Here is a 17,350-nt window from a genome sequence, read left to right as displayed (position 1 = left end):
TTTAGGTCCGCGGACGGCGCCAGTTTCGCCAGTGGTCAATCCACACCTCCGTGGCCGCGAGCTCAAAAAAGCGGTGCATGACCCTGGGATTGCGAAACCCTTCCGAAAAGAGAGCGTCCGGACCCGTTGAGATGTCGATTATTCCTTCGCGCCTGAGATATCCATGACGGATCCGCTCAATCATCTGGCGCCCTTTGGCTCTGTATAGAGCATGTAGAAAGCCTGCGGGGCTTCCCTTCGATTTCCGTAGGCGCACACTGTCGGGTAACAGACCCTCAAAAGCATCGCGAACGAGTGACCGATCCTTACCGCCTGACACCCACATCCAGCTTGGGAGCGACAGGCAAAAGGCCTGTATAGGTTTCGCCATCAGCGGGTGGACAACCGGGGGTGTGCGCCACGGCGCAAAGGGTTCAAACGTGTTGTGAGCTCGTCTGATTAACGCCAGATGCCGTAACCGCCCAGGTAGGATCCCTTCAAGGGAAGAAAGAACGGAGTCAGGGGTAAGGCGCGAGGAAGAGGTGTCACGGCTGAGCAAAAGATTGCTTTCTGGCCAGATGTAGCCCCGTGCCATCGCGGTCTTCAAAGCCCGCCTGAGCACCTCTGTTGCGCTCGCACGCGTCAGCTTTTGCACGTCTGCCCAGGTTTGCATGAATGGCGTTAAACCTGAGGGCCTGCACATCAGGTCTGCGAGTGGGGTGGCAGAATGCATGAAACAAAAGACACTGTCTCCGCCATTGCCACTAAAGATAGCCCCTCCGGTTCGGGTCTGGGAAGACGTCGAAAAGCCTCTGAGGAGGGACGGGAGGAAAAACGAGGTTGAGGGACGTGGCAGATGGGGAGAGATCGTCGCCGAAAGATCGACGTCATCAATGCTGAGCGTATCTATTTCAAGGCTAAGTCCAAGATAGGCGGCACATTCGGCGGCAAACGCCGTTTCATCACCCTTGGCATCCGGGCCTTTGAAGGTGTGTAGCAAAACCTTTGTCGAGGTCTGCGCCAATCCCGCGGCAACCACAGAGGAATCGAGGCCGCCTGAGAAACTCACCACAACGTGCGGGAAGTCACTGGCATAGGCTTTGATTGATCTGAGGATGAGAGCTCTAAGTTCGGCCTTTATGTCGTCATAGGCGCGGTGCAGCTCTGGAGGCCGGAGAGAAGAGGCTGGTGGGAATAGGCAGGCTCTTACCTCCCCCGATAATGACAGATCCACCTGCTCGCCCGGGCGCACCTGTTTCACGTTGAGACAGGTGCCCTCATTCTGAAACTCCGGTCTTCGTAAATGCTCGATTAGCCCTGGCAATGAGACGCTGGGATGCACACCACTATGGGTGAACAGAAGATCGGCGTCTGAGGCCAACCAGAAACCGTCTTCCGTTTGAAGATAGTAGCAGGGCGCGCCGCCCGAAGGGTCCCGGTAAACCCGCAGTGTGCCATTGTCGGCCACCTCAAGCGCCAGATAGGGACCGAACGTCTCCGCCTTAAGCGTATTCAGTCCATCTTGTCTCAATCCGCTGAGGTCGCAATCGAGTCCTTTAAACGAAGCGCGATCAAACACGGCGCCAACCGTGATGAGCGGAGCCCGATGTCGGATGGGGGCGTCCGACCACACACTTAGTCCGCCAGATACCTTTGCGTATGCGAAGCCCTTTGGCTCTGGATGTCGTAATGCCGGCGTGCTTACGTGGCCTCGCACAAAGAAAGACGCTACGTACCGCATCAGACGACCAGGATGGGGGTGAACGCCAAAATCCGGTCTGGCCGGTCACCCACGACAATATCGTCGACCTGAACCCAGGCATGGGCCGCAAAAGGCAGGCGGACACCAAAGACGAGCTTTGCGTCAACACCTCGGCGTCTCAGATGCGTGGCTATTGCAAACGCATCGGGTAAGCACTTGTCTGTTGATGACAGGAGTGTACGGCATGCCTTCGCCTCCGTTTCAACCGATCCAAGCAGGCTCAGGGCACAATCGCGGTTTTTGGTCTGCGCGATCGTGCCGGCCTTCTTCAAATCCGTCACTCGTTTGAGTAAGGCGCGCTGGTCGAGCCTTGCGCGGATCAGGCGCAACAATAGCAGGCTCAGTGACTCAAACTGCACTTTCCTGGGCGGGGCACTTCCTGTGGCAACGGCGATCTGGCAAGGCTTCAGCCCTGAGGGGCCGTTTTTAACCAAGCCGATGGATTCAAGTCCTAAGAAGAGGGGGCTCTCCTTGGTCGCGGGTGCGGCGCCCAAAAGCACAGCTGCGCCGTCAGGCGAGAGGCTAAGGTAGCGGTCAGTTTTGAGATCAAGGAAGATGGGATGCTGATCTACCAGGGCCAGTCCCACCCCGTCGTTTAATTCGTACATCTCAAAAGCCCCTGAAAAGGCAAGAAGGCGCGCAGTGTGCGCGCCTTCCCGTCGTCAGTCCTGGTTGATGCGAGACTCTTCGAAGTAGGTCTGGCCGATATCGGGCTCGACACCCTGGCTGAGACCGCGGGTCTCAGCTGAAGCCTTGCCCAGAACGATGAGGCCAGCGGTCTTCGGTTGGACCGTTTCCGAAATAATGGGGGTATGCATTTCGAACTCTCCTTTCATTTAGCCATGACCATTCATGGCAAGACCAAGAGTTCGCCTGTGCGCGGCTGTTTGGAATTGATAACTAAATGATAGACGAGAAATCTGTGCTGGCCTTATCCATTCGTGGGCTGACAGGCCTGTGCGATTTGCGGAACGATATCCAAAGACGTTTGAAAATACTCAGAAGCGCACGCCTCTAAATCACCGATATTGAGGGACGAGAGCGCGGTAGAAAACGCCGTGCACCAGGCCATGAGCGGATCGGGGCCTTCGTGGCGTTTGAATTGCGATGGGGCTAATCTTTGCGTCGTCAGCCGCCATGCGCGGTGCACTTCCCGGTTCGGGTGACTAAAGACAATGGTTCCCAAAATATGGTCGAGGCATGAGACGGGCTGCGAGCTCAGACGCTCAATCTCGAGCAAAAGTGGCGCCCCCGCTGGTGCCGGTTTGAAACAGGCATAGCCCATGCGCCAAAGCTCTGATTGCCACGAAAAAAGATGACGAAGTCCAAACTCGGTTAGAACCGGCACGGTGAACCCGCCTAGCACGTGATGCGTGAGAAGACCTTCGCCACAGCGCCAGTAAAGGGATTGCCGAACGGGACTGGGGCTTGTTCCCATCTCGTCAGCCAGCGGTTCGGCCTCCAGGCGATGTCCGGGTGGATAGACGCCCTGCGTCAATCGTCTTCCGATTTCTGTGTGAACCCGTAAGAAAGCCGAGGGGTGTGCCATACGAACCTCTAAGAGGCATTTCCATCTATAATTGTAAAATGAATGTTAATCCAAAAAATAGAATATGAAAAATATAGACCTGTCCAATAGAAAACTTACAGGCCCGGAAATATGTCAAAAGTAGACGAGAATAGGTGGCCTATCGTCGCGCCCCTTGCTGAAGTTCGCCTAACAGGCGCATAATGGTCCCGTTTTTGCAGCGCATTATTCAAACGCTCATTTTTAGGATTTTTCCAGATGAAGATTTTGCCGGTAATCATGTCAGGGGGATCGGGGACCCGCCTTTGGCCGCTGTCAACGCCCGAGCAACCCAAGCAGTTTCATGCTCTGGCAACGCAGCACACCATGATTCAGGAAACGGCCTTGCGTTTGTCTGGCGCCGAGTTTTTGAAGCCCGTCGTTATCTGCGGTAAGAGCCATGAGGCGCTCGCGGTTGCGCAATTAGGTGCGATCGACTTTAGCCCGCAGGCGGTGGTGCTCGAACCCTTCGCCCGTAACACCGCAGCTGTCGCCGCCGTCGCCGCGCTAATTGGTGAGCAGATTGATCCGCAGGCCCTGGTTTTAATGGTCCCGGCGGATCATATGATCACAAAGCCAGAGGCGTTCCGAGACGCTATCTCCAAGGCGGCCCCTGTAGCCAAAGACCGGATCGTGACCTTTGGGATTACCCCTACGGCCCCGGAAACCGGCTTTGGGTATATCCAGCGTGGTGAAGAGCTGGCTGACGGCGTCTATGGCATTAAGCGCTTCCTCGAAAAGCCCAATTTTGAAACTGCTCAGAGCTATCTCGCCGATGGTGGCTACGACTGGAACGCCGGCATCTTCCTCTTTGCACCAAAGGTTATGATTGAGGAGCTTGGCGTTCACGAGCCTGGCGTTTTGACGGCCACAAAGGCCGCCTTTGAAACGGCTGAGGTTGAGGGTGTTACGCATCTCCTCAATGCCGACGCATTTGCGAATTGTCCGTCGATCTCGGTGGACTATGCGGTCATGGAGCGCACGCAGCGCGCAGCGACCGCGCCTTGCGATATCGGATGGGCAGATGTTGGCGGCTTCAGCGAATTGTGGCGCCTGGGGGCCAAAGACGGCGGTGGTAACCACGCGCAAGGTAGCGCCATCCTGATTGACGCCAACAATTGTCTGGTCCGTGCCGAAGGCCCACCGGTGGCTATCATTGGCCTCGATAACATTATGGTCGTTTCAACCCCTTCAGGCATTGTGGTGGCCCCTATATCCCGGGCGCAGGATGTGAAACTTGCAGCCGAAGCCGCAAAGAAGCTGCAGGAAATCAGAAATATCGAAGCGGCCGAATAGGCTTGTTTCGACGTCATTTTCAAAAAGCCATGCCCGAGCGTCTCTCGGGCATGGCTTTTTCTCTGGGCGCTCGCCTGCAAGGACACAGTTCAGGAGCGAGAAGGACCGTCTTTCGCTTGGCCGGAGAACAAAGGCTTTCGCAAATGCGTGATTGTGTTAGGTTTGTGGCTGACTAAATATGGGGAAGTGTCTTGCCGCTGGACGACAATACAAAAGAGCTGGGCCGGGATGTCCGAAGCCAATCCAATGAACTGGGCCTCTCTTCGCTCTGGACCAAGCTCTGGGCGGAATTTGATTTTTCATGGGCAGGCCTTGCCGCGGCGGCCTGGTCAGAGATTGATGACGTCACAGATCAGTATCTCGTAAAGCGCTGGCGATCGCCTCCGGAGTTTCCGGGAACCAAAGAAGTGCTGGGCGAGGGGCCATCGGCGTGGCGCGCATCGACGCTTCAGGAGTACTGGCGTTGGGTGCCCAAAGACACGGTTGAAATTAGCCCGGAGATCTCCTGGAGCGACGGAAGACTGGCCTCTGATCAGGAGCTCATCAGTGTTGGCGCGCTGATCAATCGGGAGGGGACATTTTGGCACCTGGCGTTTCTTGACCCTTCCGAAGTATCGAAAAGCGATTGGGATAAACTGCGCCAGCATGAGACGTGGTGGCGCAAATACATCGATGCTCGCCTCATCCTTTCGCGGCACCCGGAATTCGCGGATGACCGAAAGAGCAATCCGGCCTATCTCGCGCTCAAGCTCTCAAAAAACGGAGACTTAACGCGCGCAAGCCCTCAGCATTCACTGGTCTTGTCAGGTGTCAGGAATTCTGAGTTCTATCAGGAAATCATTTCGCTGTTGCGTCTGTCTTCGGGCGCGAGCCAGCGCGTGTCTTTGATGTCCGATTACGCCTTCATTAGCGGCCTTGACCTTTCAGGACTTCGCTTTGCCCCCTACACACGCTTTGAGAACGCCTTCATTGACGGACAGGTGAAGTTCGATGGCTGCGATTTTGGGGAGGGGGTCTCCTTTAGGGCAGCGACCTTTGGCGGGCCGGTCACGTTCCGTGGCGCGTACTTTGGCGCCGGGGTTGATTTCCGTGAGGCACGCTTTGGTGAGAGCGTCTCATTTGGTGCCAGTCACTTTGAAGGCGCAGCCTCTTTTGAAAGCACCATTTTTATCGATGACTGTTCTTTCCGGGATGCGGTCTTCCATGGACCGACGGATTATTCAGAAGCGGTCTTTCAGGGCAGTGCGCGATTCATCACTGCGACGTTCACCGGAGAGGTGATCTTTACCCATTCGGAATTCTCCCGAGGCGCAGCCTTTCGTGGTGCGCGCTTTGTTAAGCGCGCATCGTTCGGCGGGGCGGGGAACAATCCGGGTGCGATCTTCCGCAAAAAGGTCAGTTTCAGGACCTGCCAGTTTGCAGACTATGCGGACTTCTCCAACGTGATCTGGCCCTCCAACGCGCGTGATCATCACGGGTCCTTCGAAGGGAGCCGATTTGAAGGCACCGCCGACTTTAAAACAAAAGATTTCTGCGCCTTCTCAATGTTTGATGGGGCAGATTTCCGGGGCCGGGTATTGCTCGCTGAACCCATACCTCCGGAAACCTCGGCCGAGACGCTTCTAGAGCGGTCGCTGGATAAGGCTCGTGAAGCCGTGGCCGATGACCATCAGGTTACGCAAAGGCGCTCGCGGGGTGATCGGCCGACACCGGCGGCAGAGCTTGGCAGCGATGCCAGGTTTGGGACGCTCGCCGGCGGGCTTCGCACACTGCGGCTGGCGATGGCCACGCAAAAAGACGTGGTTCGCGAACAGCGCTTCAACCGTTTTGAGCTGCGGGCAAAGATGCAAATGCCCTCAGAGCCGATTGCCGCGAAACTCGCCGCCATCGTCTATGGGGCGGTCTCAAACTTCGGGACCTCAATCGGGCGACCGCTCTCCCTGGCGGCCTCCTCGGTTATCTTCTTTGCTCTCGTGTTTGCCAGCATCAGCGTGCTCGCTCAGTCGGTGTCGAGCCCACTGACAGCCAATCTCATACTTGGGGAGTTGCCGCCGGCCTTCTCCGTCGCTTTTGACCGCGCGATTCCTTTGGGGATCTTTGCGGATACGACAAGAGGATGGTTCCTATGGCTTGAGACGGCGTTGGATCCGGGCTCTGTCGTTTTGGTCAAGGTTCTGGGAGGTTTAGAGACACTGATCGTTATTGGTTTGCTTTTATTATCGGCTTTGGCCCTAAAGCGGCGCTTTCAGGTTCGCTGATCCTGTCAGTTGCCTCTAGTCGGATGAAGACTTTGGTCTCGTGCCAGCTGGCGTAGGTTTTGCAGTGCGGCAGTGTCACTGATTTTCGTTTATTCGGTTTGTTTGTTTTGGAATGGGTTATGGGGACGAAGAGGCAAAAGGGGAGTAGCCAGGACCGGTTGCGTCTGGCTGCCGTTGTTACCCTCCTAAGCGTGTCAGGGGCGGCGGGCGCGCAGTCGTCGTCAGACGTGCCTGTCGAATTGCGCGTCGCAGATGGGCCCGGTGCCTGCCACGCGAAGGCCTTCTTCAAACCGACAAATGAAAGCTACGTTGAAAAAGTTCTTGTCTCCCCGCAAAGGGTTGAGACGCGGACCATCCCACCTGTGACCAAAGTTGTGGAGACGGATGTCGTAGTAACCCCTGAGCGCCAGGTTAAGCGCGGTAAGCCTGCGGTTTACGAGGAGATTTCAGAAACCGTCATTGTGACACCCGCGACCACCCGAGAGATCGTTGAGCCGGCTGTCTATGAGACGCGTAAGCGCCAGATTGTTGTCACGCCGTCGCAGACTGAGTGGAGCGTACGCAAGACCAAGAATGGACGGGCAATTCAGCCCGTGAAGGATCAAAAAGGGCGCCCTATTCCCGGATGTGAGACGGCAGAGGCGGCACGCGCTAACAAAGAATGCAACGTCTATATGCCGTCACCTGACGTCTATGAGTATGTTCAGACGCCTCCCGTCTATGGGACGGTCGAAGAGCGGGTTCTAATAAAGCCGGAACAGCGCCGCGCCGAGGTCGTCCCTGCGGTCACCAAGACCGTGAAGAAGACGGTTCTGAAGACGCCGTCTACGGAAACCATTGAGGTCATTCCAGCGGTTACACGCCGTGAAACGAAGACGGTCGTGGTCACCCCGGGACGAACAGAGACGGTTACCGTGCCTGCAGTTTATAAAGAGGAAGTTCGCGTCCGCGCGGTTCAGGGCGAAGGTGTGTGGCGCCGGGTTGTTTGTCAGCGAGACATAAATGCCTATCTGATATCTCAGATTCAGCTCGCCCTTGCGACAAACGGCTATAATCCGCGCACCTTTAGCGGTGCGATTACCGAAGACACGCAAGATGCCTTCCAGCGATTTCAGCGCGATAATGGGCTACCCGCAGGCCCGCTAACCTACGAGGCGCTGAAGCTCTTAGGGGTTACGATGAAATAAAAGGGGATGCGTTCGCATCCCCTTTTATCTTTTAGTCAGCGCCGAAGAGATCGCGCGTATAAACCTTGTCGACCACGTCGCGAATATCGTCTGATATCCGGTTTGCGACGATGACATCTGAGCGAGTCTTGAAATCCTCGAGGTCCCGGATCACCTTTGAGCTGAAGAAGTCCTCGGCCTCAAGCGCGGGTTCATAAATGATGACTTCGACGCCCTTGGCTTTGAGCCGTTTCATGATCCCCTGCACCGAAGAATCCCGGAAATTGTCAGAATTTGTCTTCATGGTCAGCCGGTAGATCCCGACCGTCTTCGGCGCGTTCGCGAGAATCCGTGAAGCCACGAAATCCTTGCGGGTCGTGTTCGCGTCCACAATGGCCTTGATCAGGTTTTGCGGCACTTCGGAATAGTTGGCCAGAAGCTGCTTTGTATCCTTCGGCAGGCAATAGCCTCCGTATCCGAAGGACGGGTTGTTATATCCCTTGCCAATTCGGGGATCGAGGCTCACGCCCTCAATAATCTGGCGCGTATCAAGCCCTAACGCCTCCGCATAGGAATCGAGCTCATTAAAATAGGCGACCCGAAGCGCCAGATAGGTATTTGCAAAGAGCTTAATCGCCTCAGCCTCATTGCTGTCGGTGAACAATACCTCAATATCTTTTTTCTCGGCCCCTTTCACCAGAAGGTCGGCAAAGACCTTCGCGCGCTCCGATCGCTCACCGACAACAATGCGGGACGGATAGAGGTTGTCGTAAAGGGCCTTACCTTCCCGGAGGAATTCAGGCGAGAAAATCACCTGGTTCGTCCCAAGCATCTCCCTTACCCGCGCCGTATAGCCGACGGGGATGGTGGATTTGATCACGATGGTCGCGGTCGAGTTTAGTGGCAGAACCGTCCGAATGACGCTCTCAATAGAACGCGTATCAAAGCGGTTGGTTTCGGTATCGTAATTGGTAGGCGTCGCCACAATAATGTAATCGGCGCCTGAAAACGCCTCTTCGGCATTGAGTGTCGCGCGGAAGTTAATAGGCTCTTTGGCGAGGAAGTGCTCGATCTCAGCGTCTACGATAGGCGACTGGCGCGCATTGAGCATTTCGACTTTTTCAGGAACCACGTCAAAGGCCACGACCTCATTGTGACGCGCCAGAAGCATGGAATTGGACAGGCCAACATACCCCATCCCAGCAATAGCAATCTTCATGGTGAACCTTTCGAATACACTTAGAATTGAATGATCAAAAAAAACTTGGTGACTACACTTTGAGGAGGTGGGGTCCAAATGCGAAGCTCAAGGGCACTTATGTCAGATACTAAACTCACAAATCAAGGGCCGGTGATCGGATGCCATGACGGGCCCCGTTCGGCAGTGCCTGAGATGAACGGTATGTGAGGCCATTATGTGGTCTATTGGCGAGCCTACATCGAGCTGTCGTCTGACCGCCATTCGGGTTGATAGAGGCACAAGACGCGGCGCTTCGTGAAGACCAGCCTTTGATTTTAATCGCGCAACAAGAGGCTCCCAGGGCGTTGCGTTGAAATCACCCATCACAAGCTGTGGCTTGTCCGACCGCGCAATAAGTTCGGGGAGTCTGGCGAGATAGCTGTTGCGCTGGGTGAGAAGGTCAATGTCCCTTAGCGTCGGCGCATGCGCACCGAAAACCCGGACAGCCCCTGAAGGGAGGTTGGCCGTTGCTGAAACTAGACGCCTCGACCCGACCTTATCCAGTTTGTCTTCGCTCAGCGGGAAACGGGACAGAATGACCACGTCATCTCTGGTTTCAGAGACGAAATAGGCGCGAGGCTGTGAGGCGAGGAGTGGGCCTAAGTCCTTTTTATTGAACTCCTGGATCGACAAAATGTCTGGGTCTTCTACGGCGAGCCAGGCATAAAAGGCACTGCGGTCGCTGCTGGAAAAAAGCCAGTTGTAGCTGATTACCTTATAAACAGCCCTGTCCTTATGAGACGGGTTCTTGAGCATGTCGCTGATCAAGGGGCTGAAATATGACGCGATGACAGCGCCAGAAATGACAATGAGCGGTGCGCGCCATCGTTTAAGGCATATGAAGCTGAGACCGCCGGTGACGAGAACACCGAACGCGAAATAGTGCCAAAACAACAGCGAAGCGGCGAATACCCACGACAGCTCAGTGGCAAATCTCAAAGCCAGAAGGCCGGCGAGAGCCAGCGGTAACAGGAGGAGTGTCGCCCGCTTCATTGAAGCCTTCCGGGATCACGTTTGTTTCGCGTCGCAGCATAAATGTGCAGGTGCGAAATGGCAATGAGCGAAGGAGTAGCGGCGTGGGGAAAGTGCGCTTAACGCACCTGAATAAAGTGGCGCTGGGTTCCATTTAACCGCACAGCGGTTAAGACGCCCGTGGCATAGGCCCCTGTATCAACGCCGATGCGCCATCTTGTGTCGGTGTAGGTGTCAGAAGGGGTGTGGCCATGAACGACCGACTTGCTGCAAGCGCGCTCTACCTTCAGAAAGGCATCGCGTATCCAAAGAAGCGTCTCTTCAGTCTGCGTCTCACGATCCCGTCTGGGATCGACGCCCGCATGAACAAAGAAATAGTCACCCGCCTCGTAAGAAAGCTTCAGTGATCGCAGAAGTTTGCGCTGAATAGCGGGTACGGCAAGATTGAGCTTCCAATGCAGCGCCTCAAGTTCCGCTTCGTCCGGCTCGGCGCTTTCGGGAGAAATGCCGTAAGACCGCAGTGTTTCCAAGCCGCCGAACTTCAGCCAGGCCGAACCCGCGAGCGGGTCCTCAAGGAAATCGATCATCACCTGCTCATGGTTTCCCTTGAGCGCAATGGTATTGCACCACGGCTGGCGGTGCATAGCGATGACACCGTCTAAGCACTTTTTTGACTCCGGGCCGCGGTCAATATAGTCGCCTAGCAAAACGACACGGCATTTGCCGTCAAATCGGGCGGCATCGGCCTTAATGGTTTGAACGAGCTTCTTGAACAGGTCGAAGCGACCGTGGATGTCCCCGATAGCGTATGTCAGAACATCGATGGCAGGATCCTGCTCATTCGATCTGAACGATATATCGCGCGGGAAGGGAAGCAGCCTCAAACGATCCTCAAGGACAAAATCGGGTCAATGGCCCTCTAGCATACCTTGGTTTCGAAGGACAATGACAATCGAATCGCGGCAGAACCTAGGCTTTTGGAAAATCCATACGAAATTCCAGGCGTCCACAACTTTCGCGTTTTGGGAGATCGCGCCTTAAACGAGGGCCACGACAGCTGCGATCACGCCCGCCCAAAAAACCGTGCAAAAGCCAATAACGGCCCAGCGCAGCACATATTTCGAAGGTAAATCACTGGCCTCAAGCGTTGACCGATCACTTCTGATCGATCCGTTGCGGGTGCGCGCAGAGGCCTCCCGAGAGTTTGAGCCGTTCCAGACTGGTTTTACAACTTGACCCTGCATGACACTTTCTTTCGTCATAAGTACGCGGTTGACTCATGATGCTCATAGATTGTGTTCGAATTCCAGCCTGCGTTTACCATGTTTGCAGGATTAATTGACGCATACGTCAAAAAATAGGCCGCCCCGACCGCGCGCGGACGAAAAAATCGCCCGTTGGGAGAATTTTGTTAGCACATGCAGCAAAAATGCGTGATTTTTTGTATTTGGAATGCGATGTCGCGACAAGCTGAAAATGACAAATGAGTCAGTTCCAATTGGCTGGCAAGGTGGGCTCGGACCTCGTTTGAGGACGTCAGAACGCGTTTGCCTCACGACTCCTGATTGTTGCGCCGCAAAACAGACGTGGAGAGCCGGTAGACGCAAAAAGGGCCGATCACAATTTAGTGATCGGCCCTTTTTGTGGGTGGATCCGTGAGGTCTTCAGAGCGTGGCGATCAGTAAGACCCTTTTTGAGCCAGAACTGCCGGCACCGTCATAACGAGAATCCAGAGGTAGAGGCCTACGGATGTCTTCCGCGCAAAGGTGCGATCAAGGGCCACGCGGCGGGTGTAGCCGACGTCGCTACGGCCGGTCACCTGCCAAAGGCCGGTGATCCCGGGAAGCACCGAGCAATAGGCCCCGAACGAGCGGCCATACTTACAAATCTCTGCGGCTACGATCGGACGGGGACCAACAAGGCTCATCTCGCCTTTGAGCACGTTAAACAACTGCGGCAGCTCATCAATGCTCGACTTGCGCAGAAAATGGCCGATAGACGTGATGCGGGGGTCGCTCTTGAACTTTTGGGTGCTCTCCCACTCCGCCCGAAGCTTCGGGTTAGTGCGCAGAATGGTTTCAAGCATTTCAGCGGAGTTAGTCCGCATGCTGCGAAACTTCAGGCAATAAAACTCGCGGCCATGAAGCCCAATACGCTTTTGACGAAAGAGTACCGGTCCGCGGTCATCAAAGAAAACGGCCAGGGCAGCAATCACCATCACCGGCGCCAGAAAAATAAGGGCGGCCAGACTAATAGTAATATCCAGTAACCGGATAATGGGGCTTTGCGCGCGGGTCTGAGACTTTGCCATTCTTTTCTGCGGCTTGGAAATCTGGCGGGGGCGTTCTCGCAATTCAACACCGAATTGCGTCGACGCTTGGATGCTTTTGATGTCCGCCATGGGTTGGACCCTTCTGAAAATTTTTAGTCGTCGCCAGAGGCCGCGGTAATATGAGATAAAATGTCTAAAGTTCTGCCTTCTAACACCGTTAACAAAAGGTATCCATACCTAATGCCCGACAGTGCCATCGGGATGCAACTTTGCAACATTCGCAACAGCCTCACACCTGTCACATCAAGATACGTGCCAAAAGGCGAATACCTCTTCGACACACTGCCTGCTTGAACTGGTAGTGTCTGAAACTCCAAAACCGCCTTTAATGCCGAGGTGCATCCCTCACCTGAGGCGAATAATTCCACTTTGACAATGTGTTAAGGTAAACGAACAAAGCGGGTTTTCCATAAAGATCGCCCAAATAGAGAATCGCGTCCGGATTTGGCACACCCCAAAACGGGGTGTAGGGGACACTTTCCGTATATTTGTGCAAGACGCAGGAGAAACGCGTGTTTCGGTTTGAATTTGACAGTTAGGCCGTCAAACCGCTCTTCGGGCTTTGAGGCAGTTAGACGGGTGATTGTTGTTGCGCTGCCATAATATGGGGTTACACTTCAATTAACCTTAGTTATTGCCGTCTGTCTCACGTACGCGTTTGTTCATTGCCAACGGTCTCATTTTTCGGATTCATAAAATGGCTCAAGATTCGACACCTCACTCACGCGTCGATGTGCCCCCATCCATGTCCCGACGTTTTCTCCTTGGTGCCGCTGCCGCGGGTGCGTTTTCGGCAGCCGGATGTGGGAATGTGCAGTCGGCTGTGCCGGTAAAGCAGAAAATTGACCTCTCCCTCTACGAGTTGACATTTGCGGAAGAGTTCGACGATCCAAACTTCGACATGGACGCGTTTAACAAGCGCTGGTACGCCCACACACCCTGGCATGGCGACTTTGGCGACGCGCAGTTTACCGATCCGCGTCCGGGTTTTCCCTTCATGGTCGATAACGGCAACCTCACGATCGTCGCCAAAAAAGGCGACGATGGAAAGTGGCGTTCGGGCCTTATATCCAGCCTGAACCATGAGGGTGTGGGATTTGCCCAGCAGTACGGGTATTTTGAGTGCCGCTGCCGGATGCCGCCAGGGCCGGGCGTTTGGCCAGCATTCTGGCTCGATAGCTGGTATCCGGGGATGACGGATCCGAGCATTGAGATCGACGTTGTGGAATATTACGGAAAATTCCCCACGGACATTCATTCAACGGTCACTGTGTGGCCCAAGAACGATCTCGTTAAGAAAACGTCTGAAGGCCATATTCACAAGGTCGAAGGGTCTACGCTCGCTGATGAGTTCCACGATTACGGGGTGAGCGTTGATCCTGACTGGGTGGTCTTTTACTTTGATGGTCAGGAGACGTGGCGAACGCCTACGCCTGTGACGCATAAACATCCGCTCGTGGTATTATGTAATCTCGCGCTCGGCTCGGGCTGGCCAATTGATGAGACCATTAACCCGTCGTTCTTCACCATCGACTATATTCGCGTTTATAAATTGAAGAACGCCTGAGGATAGGGGCCAAGGCCCCTAGTTGGTTAATGAAAATTGTCGTCGGTTTCGCCACCGCTGGGCGGGGTGATCTCATGCCGAAAGTCATCGAAAAGCTGTCGCAACAGTTGCGTCAGCCCGATGCAATCTATGTGTGCCCGGCATCCGAGGCCGACTATGACCCCTCCAAAAATACCGGCTTTGCGATCCCCATTGAGGTCGTAAAAGGTAACAAAGGCCTTCCGGCGCAGCGTAACGCCATCATGAAGGCGGTCACCGATGCGGATGCCATTGTCTTCTTTGACGACGACTTCGTTGCGGACAGATTTTTCCTTCAGGAAGTAGAAGCTTTGCTGAAAAACCGTCCCGGCGTGGTCATGGTGACGGGTGACGTTTTGGCTGACGGGATTAATGGTCCAGGGATTAGCTACGAGGACGCTTGCCAACAGGTCGATCAGCAGGGCGAGCTACCGGTTGAGCGTGTTGAGAACGTCTTTAATGCCTACGGCTGTAACATGGTCGTGCGTATGCAGCCCGCGAGGGAGTGGGGGGTATGGTTTGACGAAACCCTGCCGCTTTACGGGTGGTGGGAAGATGTCGACTTCTCAAGACGCATGGCGCCTTACGGTGGCATCCTAAAAACAAACCGGCTGCGTGGCGTTCATATGGGATCTAAGTCGGGGCGGACACCTGGCCAGAAGCTCGGATACTCTCAAGTCGCCAACATAGTCTACATGATGCAAAAGGGTAGCATCCCAACAGACGTCGGACTGGTGCGTATCTCTCGAAATGTCATCGCAAACGCGATCAAACAATTTAAACCCGAACCCTGGGCAGACAGACGGGGTCGCTTCATCGGGAATATAAAAGCCATCGGCGATTGCCTAAAGGCCCCGGCCGATCCTCAAAAAGCGCTAAAACTATAAGACAGAATTCAAATGGCCCCCACCTTGGTGAGGGCCATTTCCATTTACACGTCCTGTAAAGGCGCGGCTTCCGAAAGACGCGACACGGGTCCATATTCTGTGACGCCCTTAAGCGCTTGCTGCAGATGATGGCGAAGGGCTTTCACCGGGGTGGTCTTTGGCGCAACGCTTTCCAGTACGGGGAAGCGCGCAAGGAAGGCCTTATAAGGCGTGTGCCACTTTGGCCCCCAGGGAGCGCCTGCGTGAACCCAGGGTCTGGGGTTAGACATAAAGTGGTAGATAACGGGTTTTACCCGCTCTTCTTGCCCTGACCCTATGAGAAAGCCCGGGAAGTTCCAGCGGTTGGAGATGTAAAGGCACCGGTCGCCAATCGCGAGATTCATAGGGTCCTGATCGCCGAACTTAAACGGTGTGGATCGCGCGCGAATAAGTTTGAGCGTTTCGCCCGCCAGTTCAGCCCAGTCCTTCATATTAAAGACAAGAACACCCGTGTTCAGATAGTCTTCAATTGGATTGTCACCGAGCCCGGCTTCAACGCGCTCTCCCTGGATCCGACTGGCCCATTTGTCAGAAAGCTTGGCAAACATCGCCGCCGGGTCCCGGACGGCCAGAAACTTTCCTTCCGGAATGTCGACGTTAAGAAGAGGTTCTAACGAAGCCGCAATCTGCGTGTCACCATCGATGTAGAGCACGCGCTCATAGGCTTTCGGTAGAAGCTTATCGATGAAAAGACGCCCATACATTGGGTGAAGATTTTCAATCGACGCAGTAGGTACCTCGATTAACTCTATACCGAGAGCTACCGCCACCGGCATAACCTTCCTCACGCGATCAGAGGCATCAGAAAGACACAGGATTACGATATCCGCGAGGGACGAGGGCGCGTTTTCCCGAGCCTGGGACGCGCTGACGAGGGTGGGAAACAAATAGTTGTCGTCCACCACGTAACAGATGCAATGACGCGTCATGAGGTCAATCTATCCAATTAAGCGCGCAGCGTTTTAGGCGTGTCTTCCATCCGGGGCACCGGAATCGGTTTGATCGCGATCGCCTCACGATGCTTGCGCCATTTCTCTTCAACAAAAGCACGGAAATCCCGGCGGAAGCGCTGCGTGGAGAAGCGTTCCGCATGAGCGCGAATGATCTTGCGGTCAAATGTCCCGCTGATCTCTTCGAAACGCGCAACTGCCTCACACAGTTCCGGCACGGTCTGCTTGTGGAAATGTACGCCAGTTACGCCGTCGATTACGGTTTCAGCGGCGCCACCGACGGAGAAGGCGATCACAGGCGTTCCACACGCTTGGGCCTCTACCGGTACAATCCCAAAGTCCTCCTCGGCGGCAAAAACGAACGCCTTGGCCGTTTGCATTTTTTCGAGCAGGACGTTGTAAGGCTGATAGCCCATGACCTGAACATTCGGACCAGCGATTTCCTGCAGCTTAGCAAGGCCCGGGCCAGCGCCAATCACGACGAGCTTCTTATCTGGCATCGCGTTGAACGCTTCGACGATCAGATGCATCTTCTTGTAAGGCACGATGCGTGAGGCCGCGAGATAGAAGTCCTGTGCCGGCGCGCCGATCTGGAAGTCATCGGTCTCAACGTTACAGTGCATGACCGTGGAGTCACGGCGGTACACCTTCTGGATCCGCCGGCTGATGTAGGAAGACACCGACAGGAAGTGATCCACGCCATTGGCGGTACGGCTATCCCAGATGCGGATCTTATGCAGGTACCAGCGGGCAAGCCACGCCATTGGACCGCCAAGCTTTGAATTGCTTAAATACTGGTCTTGCAGGTCCCAAGCGTAGCGCATGGGGGTGTAACACATGCAGATATGCAGTTGGTTTGGGCCAGTGATGACGCCCTTGGCAACCGCGTGACTGTTTGAAATCACCACGTCATAACCCGACATGTCGAGTTGTTCGATCGCAAAGGGAAAGATCGGAAGAAGAAAGCGATAAAATTTGCGGATGCCAGGGATCTTTTGCAGGAACGTCGTTTTCACTTCGCGCTTTAAAAAGGCAGGGCGCTCTTTCTCAGGGATCACATCGATCAGCGCAAAAATATCCGCCTCGGGATACTCCTTGTGCATCGCTTCCAGCACTTTTTCCGAGCCAGCGAAATGTGTGAACCACTCGTGGACAAAGGCGACTTTCATTTAATCCTCTGACTTCTTCGCTCGGATCTTTTAGACGCCCAACTAAAGGGGTTGGGGTAGCTAAACCATAAATCTACCGGAAAACTCCGGTTTTAAAACACACTTAGGTCGCAAGCCTTAATATTTGACCAACTGTGCAGATATGAAA

The 17,350-nt window shown here is 54.8% G+C and carries 15 protein-coding genes; 5 read left to right on the top strand and 10 right to left on the bottom strand.

Translation table 11 applies throughout. The features are described from left to right. Window position 1: 1 nt before the first annotated feature. From ASTEX_RS11030 to ASTEX_RS19935, 4 genes are all read right to left on the bottom strand, one after another. Entirely contained in the window at window positions 2-1,720 is a 1,719-nt protein-coding gene (locus tag ASTEX_RS11030; protein WP_013479714.1) for a lasso peptide isopeptide bond-forming cyclase, read from the bottom strand. Further along, window positions 1,720-2,349, bottom strand: a complete 630-nt coding sequence (locus ASTEX_RS19340) for a lasso peptide biosynthesis B2 protein (RefSeq protein ID WP_013479713.1) — start codon at window positions 2,347-2,349, stop codon at window positions 1,720-1,722. The genes ASTEX_RS11030 and ASTEX_RS19340 overlap by 1 nt, the downstream gene beginning before the upstream one ends. A gap of 54 nt (window positions 2,350-2,403) precedes the next feature. After that, on the bottom strand, window positions 2,404-2,559 hold the full coding sequence (locus ASTEX_RS20305) for a lasso peptide astexin 1 (protein ID WP_013479712.1): 156 nt from the start codon (window positions 2,557-2,559) through the stop codon (window positions 2,404-2,406). 113 nt (window positions 2,560-2,672) lie between these two features. Continuing rightward, window positions 2,673-3,290, bottom strand: coding sequence for a GntR family transcriptional regulator (locus ASTEX_RS19935; protein ID WP_013479711.1), 618 nt, complete (start codon window positions 3,288-3,290; stop codon window positions 2,673-2,675). Window positions 3,291-3,527: 237 nt separating this feature from the next. Here ASTEX_RS19935 and ASTEX_RS11020 point away from each other — a divergent pair, with 237 nt between their 5' ends. From ASTEX_RS11020 to ASTEX_RS11010, 3 genes are all read left to right on the top strand, one after another. After that, window positions 3,528-4,604 (top strand): mannose-1-phosphate guanylyltransferase/mannose-6-phosphate isomerase, encoded by a 1,077-nt coding sequence (locus ASTEX_RS11020; protein ID WP_013479710.1) that lies wholly within the window; start codon window positions 3,528-3,530, stop codon window positions 4,602-4,604. Between the two features lie 191 nt (window positions 4,605-4,795). Next, window positions 4,796-6,862, top strand: coding sequence for a pentapeptide repeat-containing protein (locus ASTEX_RS11015; protein ID WP_013479709.1), 2,067 nt, complete (start codon window positions 4,796-4,798; stop codon window positions 6,860-6,862). Between the two features lie 119 nt (window positions 6,863-6,981). Beyond that, window positions 6,982-8,049: a peptidoglycan-binding domain-containing protein gene (locus ASTEX_RS11010; protein ID WP_013479708.1), complete on the top strand. Its 1,068-nt coding sequence runs from the start codon at window positions 6,982-6,984 to the stop codon at window positions 8,047-8,049. 31 nt (window positions 8,050-8,080) lie between these two features. Here the strand turns inward: ASTEX_RS11010 and ASTEX_RS11005 are convergent, their stop codons facing one another. The 4 genes from ASTEX_RS11005 to ASTEX_RS10990 form a co-directional block, all read right to left on the bottom strand. Then, entirely contained in the window at window positions 8,081-9,325 is a 1,245-nt protein-coding gene (locus ASTEX_RS11005; RefSeq protein WP_245532502.1) for a nucleotide sugar dehydrogenase, read from the bottom strand. A 24-nt stretch (window positions 9,326-9,349) separates the two neighbouring features. Then, window positions 9,350-10,261 carry an endonuclease/exonuclease/phosphatase family protein gene (locus ASTEX_RS11000; RefSeq protein ID WP_013479706.1) on the bottom strand — a complete coding sequence of 304 codons (912 nt, stop codon included), beginning with the start codon at window positions 10,259-10,261 and terminating at the stop codon, window positions 9,350-9,352. A 98-nt stretch (window positions 10,262-10,359) separates the two neighbouring features. Next, complete coding sequence (locus ASTEX_RS10995; protein ID WP_013479705.1) at window positions 10,360-11,124, bottom strand: metallophosphoesterase family protein; 765 nt, start codon at window positions 11,122-11,124, stop codon at window positions 10,360-10,362. Window positions 11,125-11,918: 794 nt separating this feature from the next. Further along, window positions 11,919-12,641, bottom strand: a complete 723-nt coding sequence (locus ASTEX_RS10990; RefSeq protein ID WP_013479704.1) for a sugar transferase — start codon at window positions 12,639-12,641, stop codon at window positions 11,919-11,921. Window positions 12,642-13,269: 628 nt separating this feature from the next. Here ASTEX_RS10990 and ASTEX_RS10985 point away from each other — a divergent pair. Further along, window positions 13,270-14,139: a glycoside hydrolase family 16 protein gene (locus tag ASTEX_RS10985; RefSeq protein ID WP_013479703.1), complete on the top strand. Its 870-nt coding sequence runs from the start codon at window positions 13,270-13,272 to the stop codon at window positions 14,137-14,139. A 74-nt stretch (window positions 14,140-14,213) separates the two neighbouring features. Beyond that, the gene (locus ASTEX_RS10980) at window positions 14,214-15,044 is read left to right on the top strand and encodes a glycosyltransferase family 2 protein (protein ID WP_245532501.1); all 831 of its coding nucleotides are present in this window, start codon (window positions 14,214-14,216) and stop codon (window positions 15,042-15,044) included. Between the two features lie 44 nt (window positions 15,045-15,088). Here the strand turns inward: ASTEX_RS10980 and ASTEX_RS10975 are convergent, their stop codons facing one another. Beyond that, window positions 15,089-16,012: a glycosyltransferase family 8 protein gene (locus tag ASTEX_RS10975; RefSeq protein ID WP_013479701.1), complete on the bottom strand. Its 924-nt coding sequence runs from the start codon at window positions 16,010-16,012 to the stop codon at window positions 15,089-15,091. A 17-nt stretch (window positions 16,013-16,029) separates the two neighbouring features. Next, window positions 16,030-17,202, bottom strand: coding sequence for a glycosyltransferase (locus tag ASTEX_RS10970; protein WP_013479700.1), 1,173 nt, complete (start codon window positions 17,200-17,202; stop codon window positions 16,030-16,032). Between the last annotated feature and the right edge of the window lie 148 nt (window positions 17,203-17,350).

It is taken from the genome of Asticcacaulis excentricus CB 48 (assembly GCF_000175215.2).
GTDB lineage: Bacteria > Pseudomonadota > Alphaproteobacteria > Caulobacterales > Caulobacteraceae > Asticcacaulis > Asticcacaulis excentricus.
This window is presented reverse-complemented; position numbering and strand designations above follow the sequence as displayed.

What these genes read in the sequence shown, in the direction of transcription:
- ASTEX_RS11000 (WP_013479706.1), bottom strand. Translation starts at nt 10,261, where the DNA reads ATGAAGCGGGCGACACTCCTCCTGTTACCGCTGGCTCTCGCCGGCCTT.
- ASTEX_RS11020 (WP_013479710.1), top strand. Translation starts at nt 3,528, where the DNA reads ATGAAGATTTTGCCGGTAATCATGTCAGGGGGATCGGGGACCCGCCTT.
- ASTEX_RS19340 (WP_013479713.1), bottom strand. Translation starts at nt 2,349, where the DNA reads ATGTACGAATTAAACGACGGGGTGGGACTGGCCCTGGTAGATCAGCAT.
- ASTEX_RS11010 (WP_013479708.1), top strand. Translation starts at nt 6,982, where the DNA reads ATGGGGACGAAGAGGCAAAAGGGGAGTAGCCAGGACCGGTTGCGTCTG.
- ASTEX_RS19935 (WP_013479711.1), bottom strand. Translation starts at nt 3,290, where the DNA reads ATGGCACACCCCTCGGCTTTCTTACGGGTTCACACAGAAATCGGAAGA.
- ASTEX_RS20305 (WP_013479712.1), bottom strand. Translation starts at nt 2,559, where the DNA reads ATGCATACCCCCATTATTTCGGAAACGGTCCAACCGAAGACCGCTGGC.
- ASTEX_RS10985 (WP_013479703.1), top strand. Translation starts at nt 13,270, where the DNA reads ATGGCTCAAGATTCGACACCTCACTCACGCGTCGATGTGCCCCCATCC.
- ASTEX_RS10980 (WP_245532501.1), top strand. Translation starts at nt 14,214, where the DNA reads ATGCCGAAAGTCATCGAAAAGCTGTCGCAACAGTTGCGTCAGCCCGAT.
- ASTEX_RS10990 (WP_013479704.1), bottom strand. Translation starts at nt 12,641, where the DNA reads ATGGCGGACATCAAAAGCATCCAAGCGTCGACGCAATTCGGTGTTGAA.
- ASTEX_RS11030 (WP_013479714.1), bottom strand. Translation starts at nt 1,720, where the DNA reads ATGCGGTACGTAGCGTCTTTCTTTGTGCGAGGCCACGTAAGCACGCCG.
- ASTEX_RS10970 (WP_013479700.1), bottom strand. Translation starts at nt 17,202, where the DNA reads ATGAAAGTCGCCTTTGTCCACGAGTGGTTCACACATTTCGCTGGCTCG.
- ASTEX_RS10975 (WP_013479701.1), bottom strand. Translation starts at nt 16,012, where the DNA reads ATGACGCGTCATTGCATCTGTTACGTGGTGGACGACAACTATTTGTTT.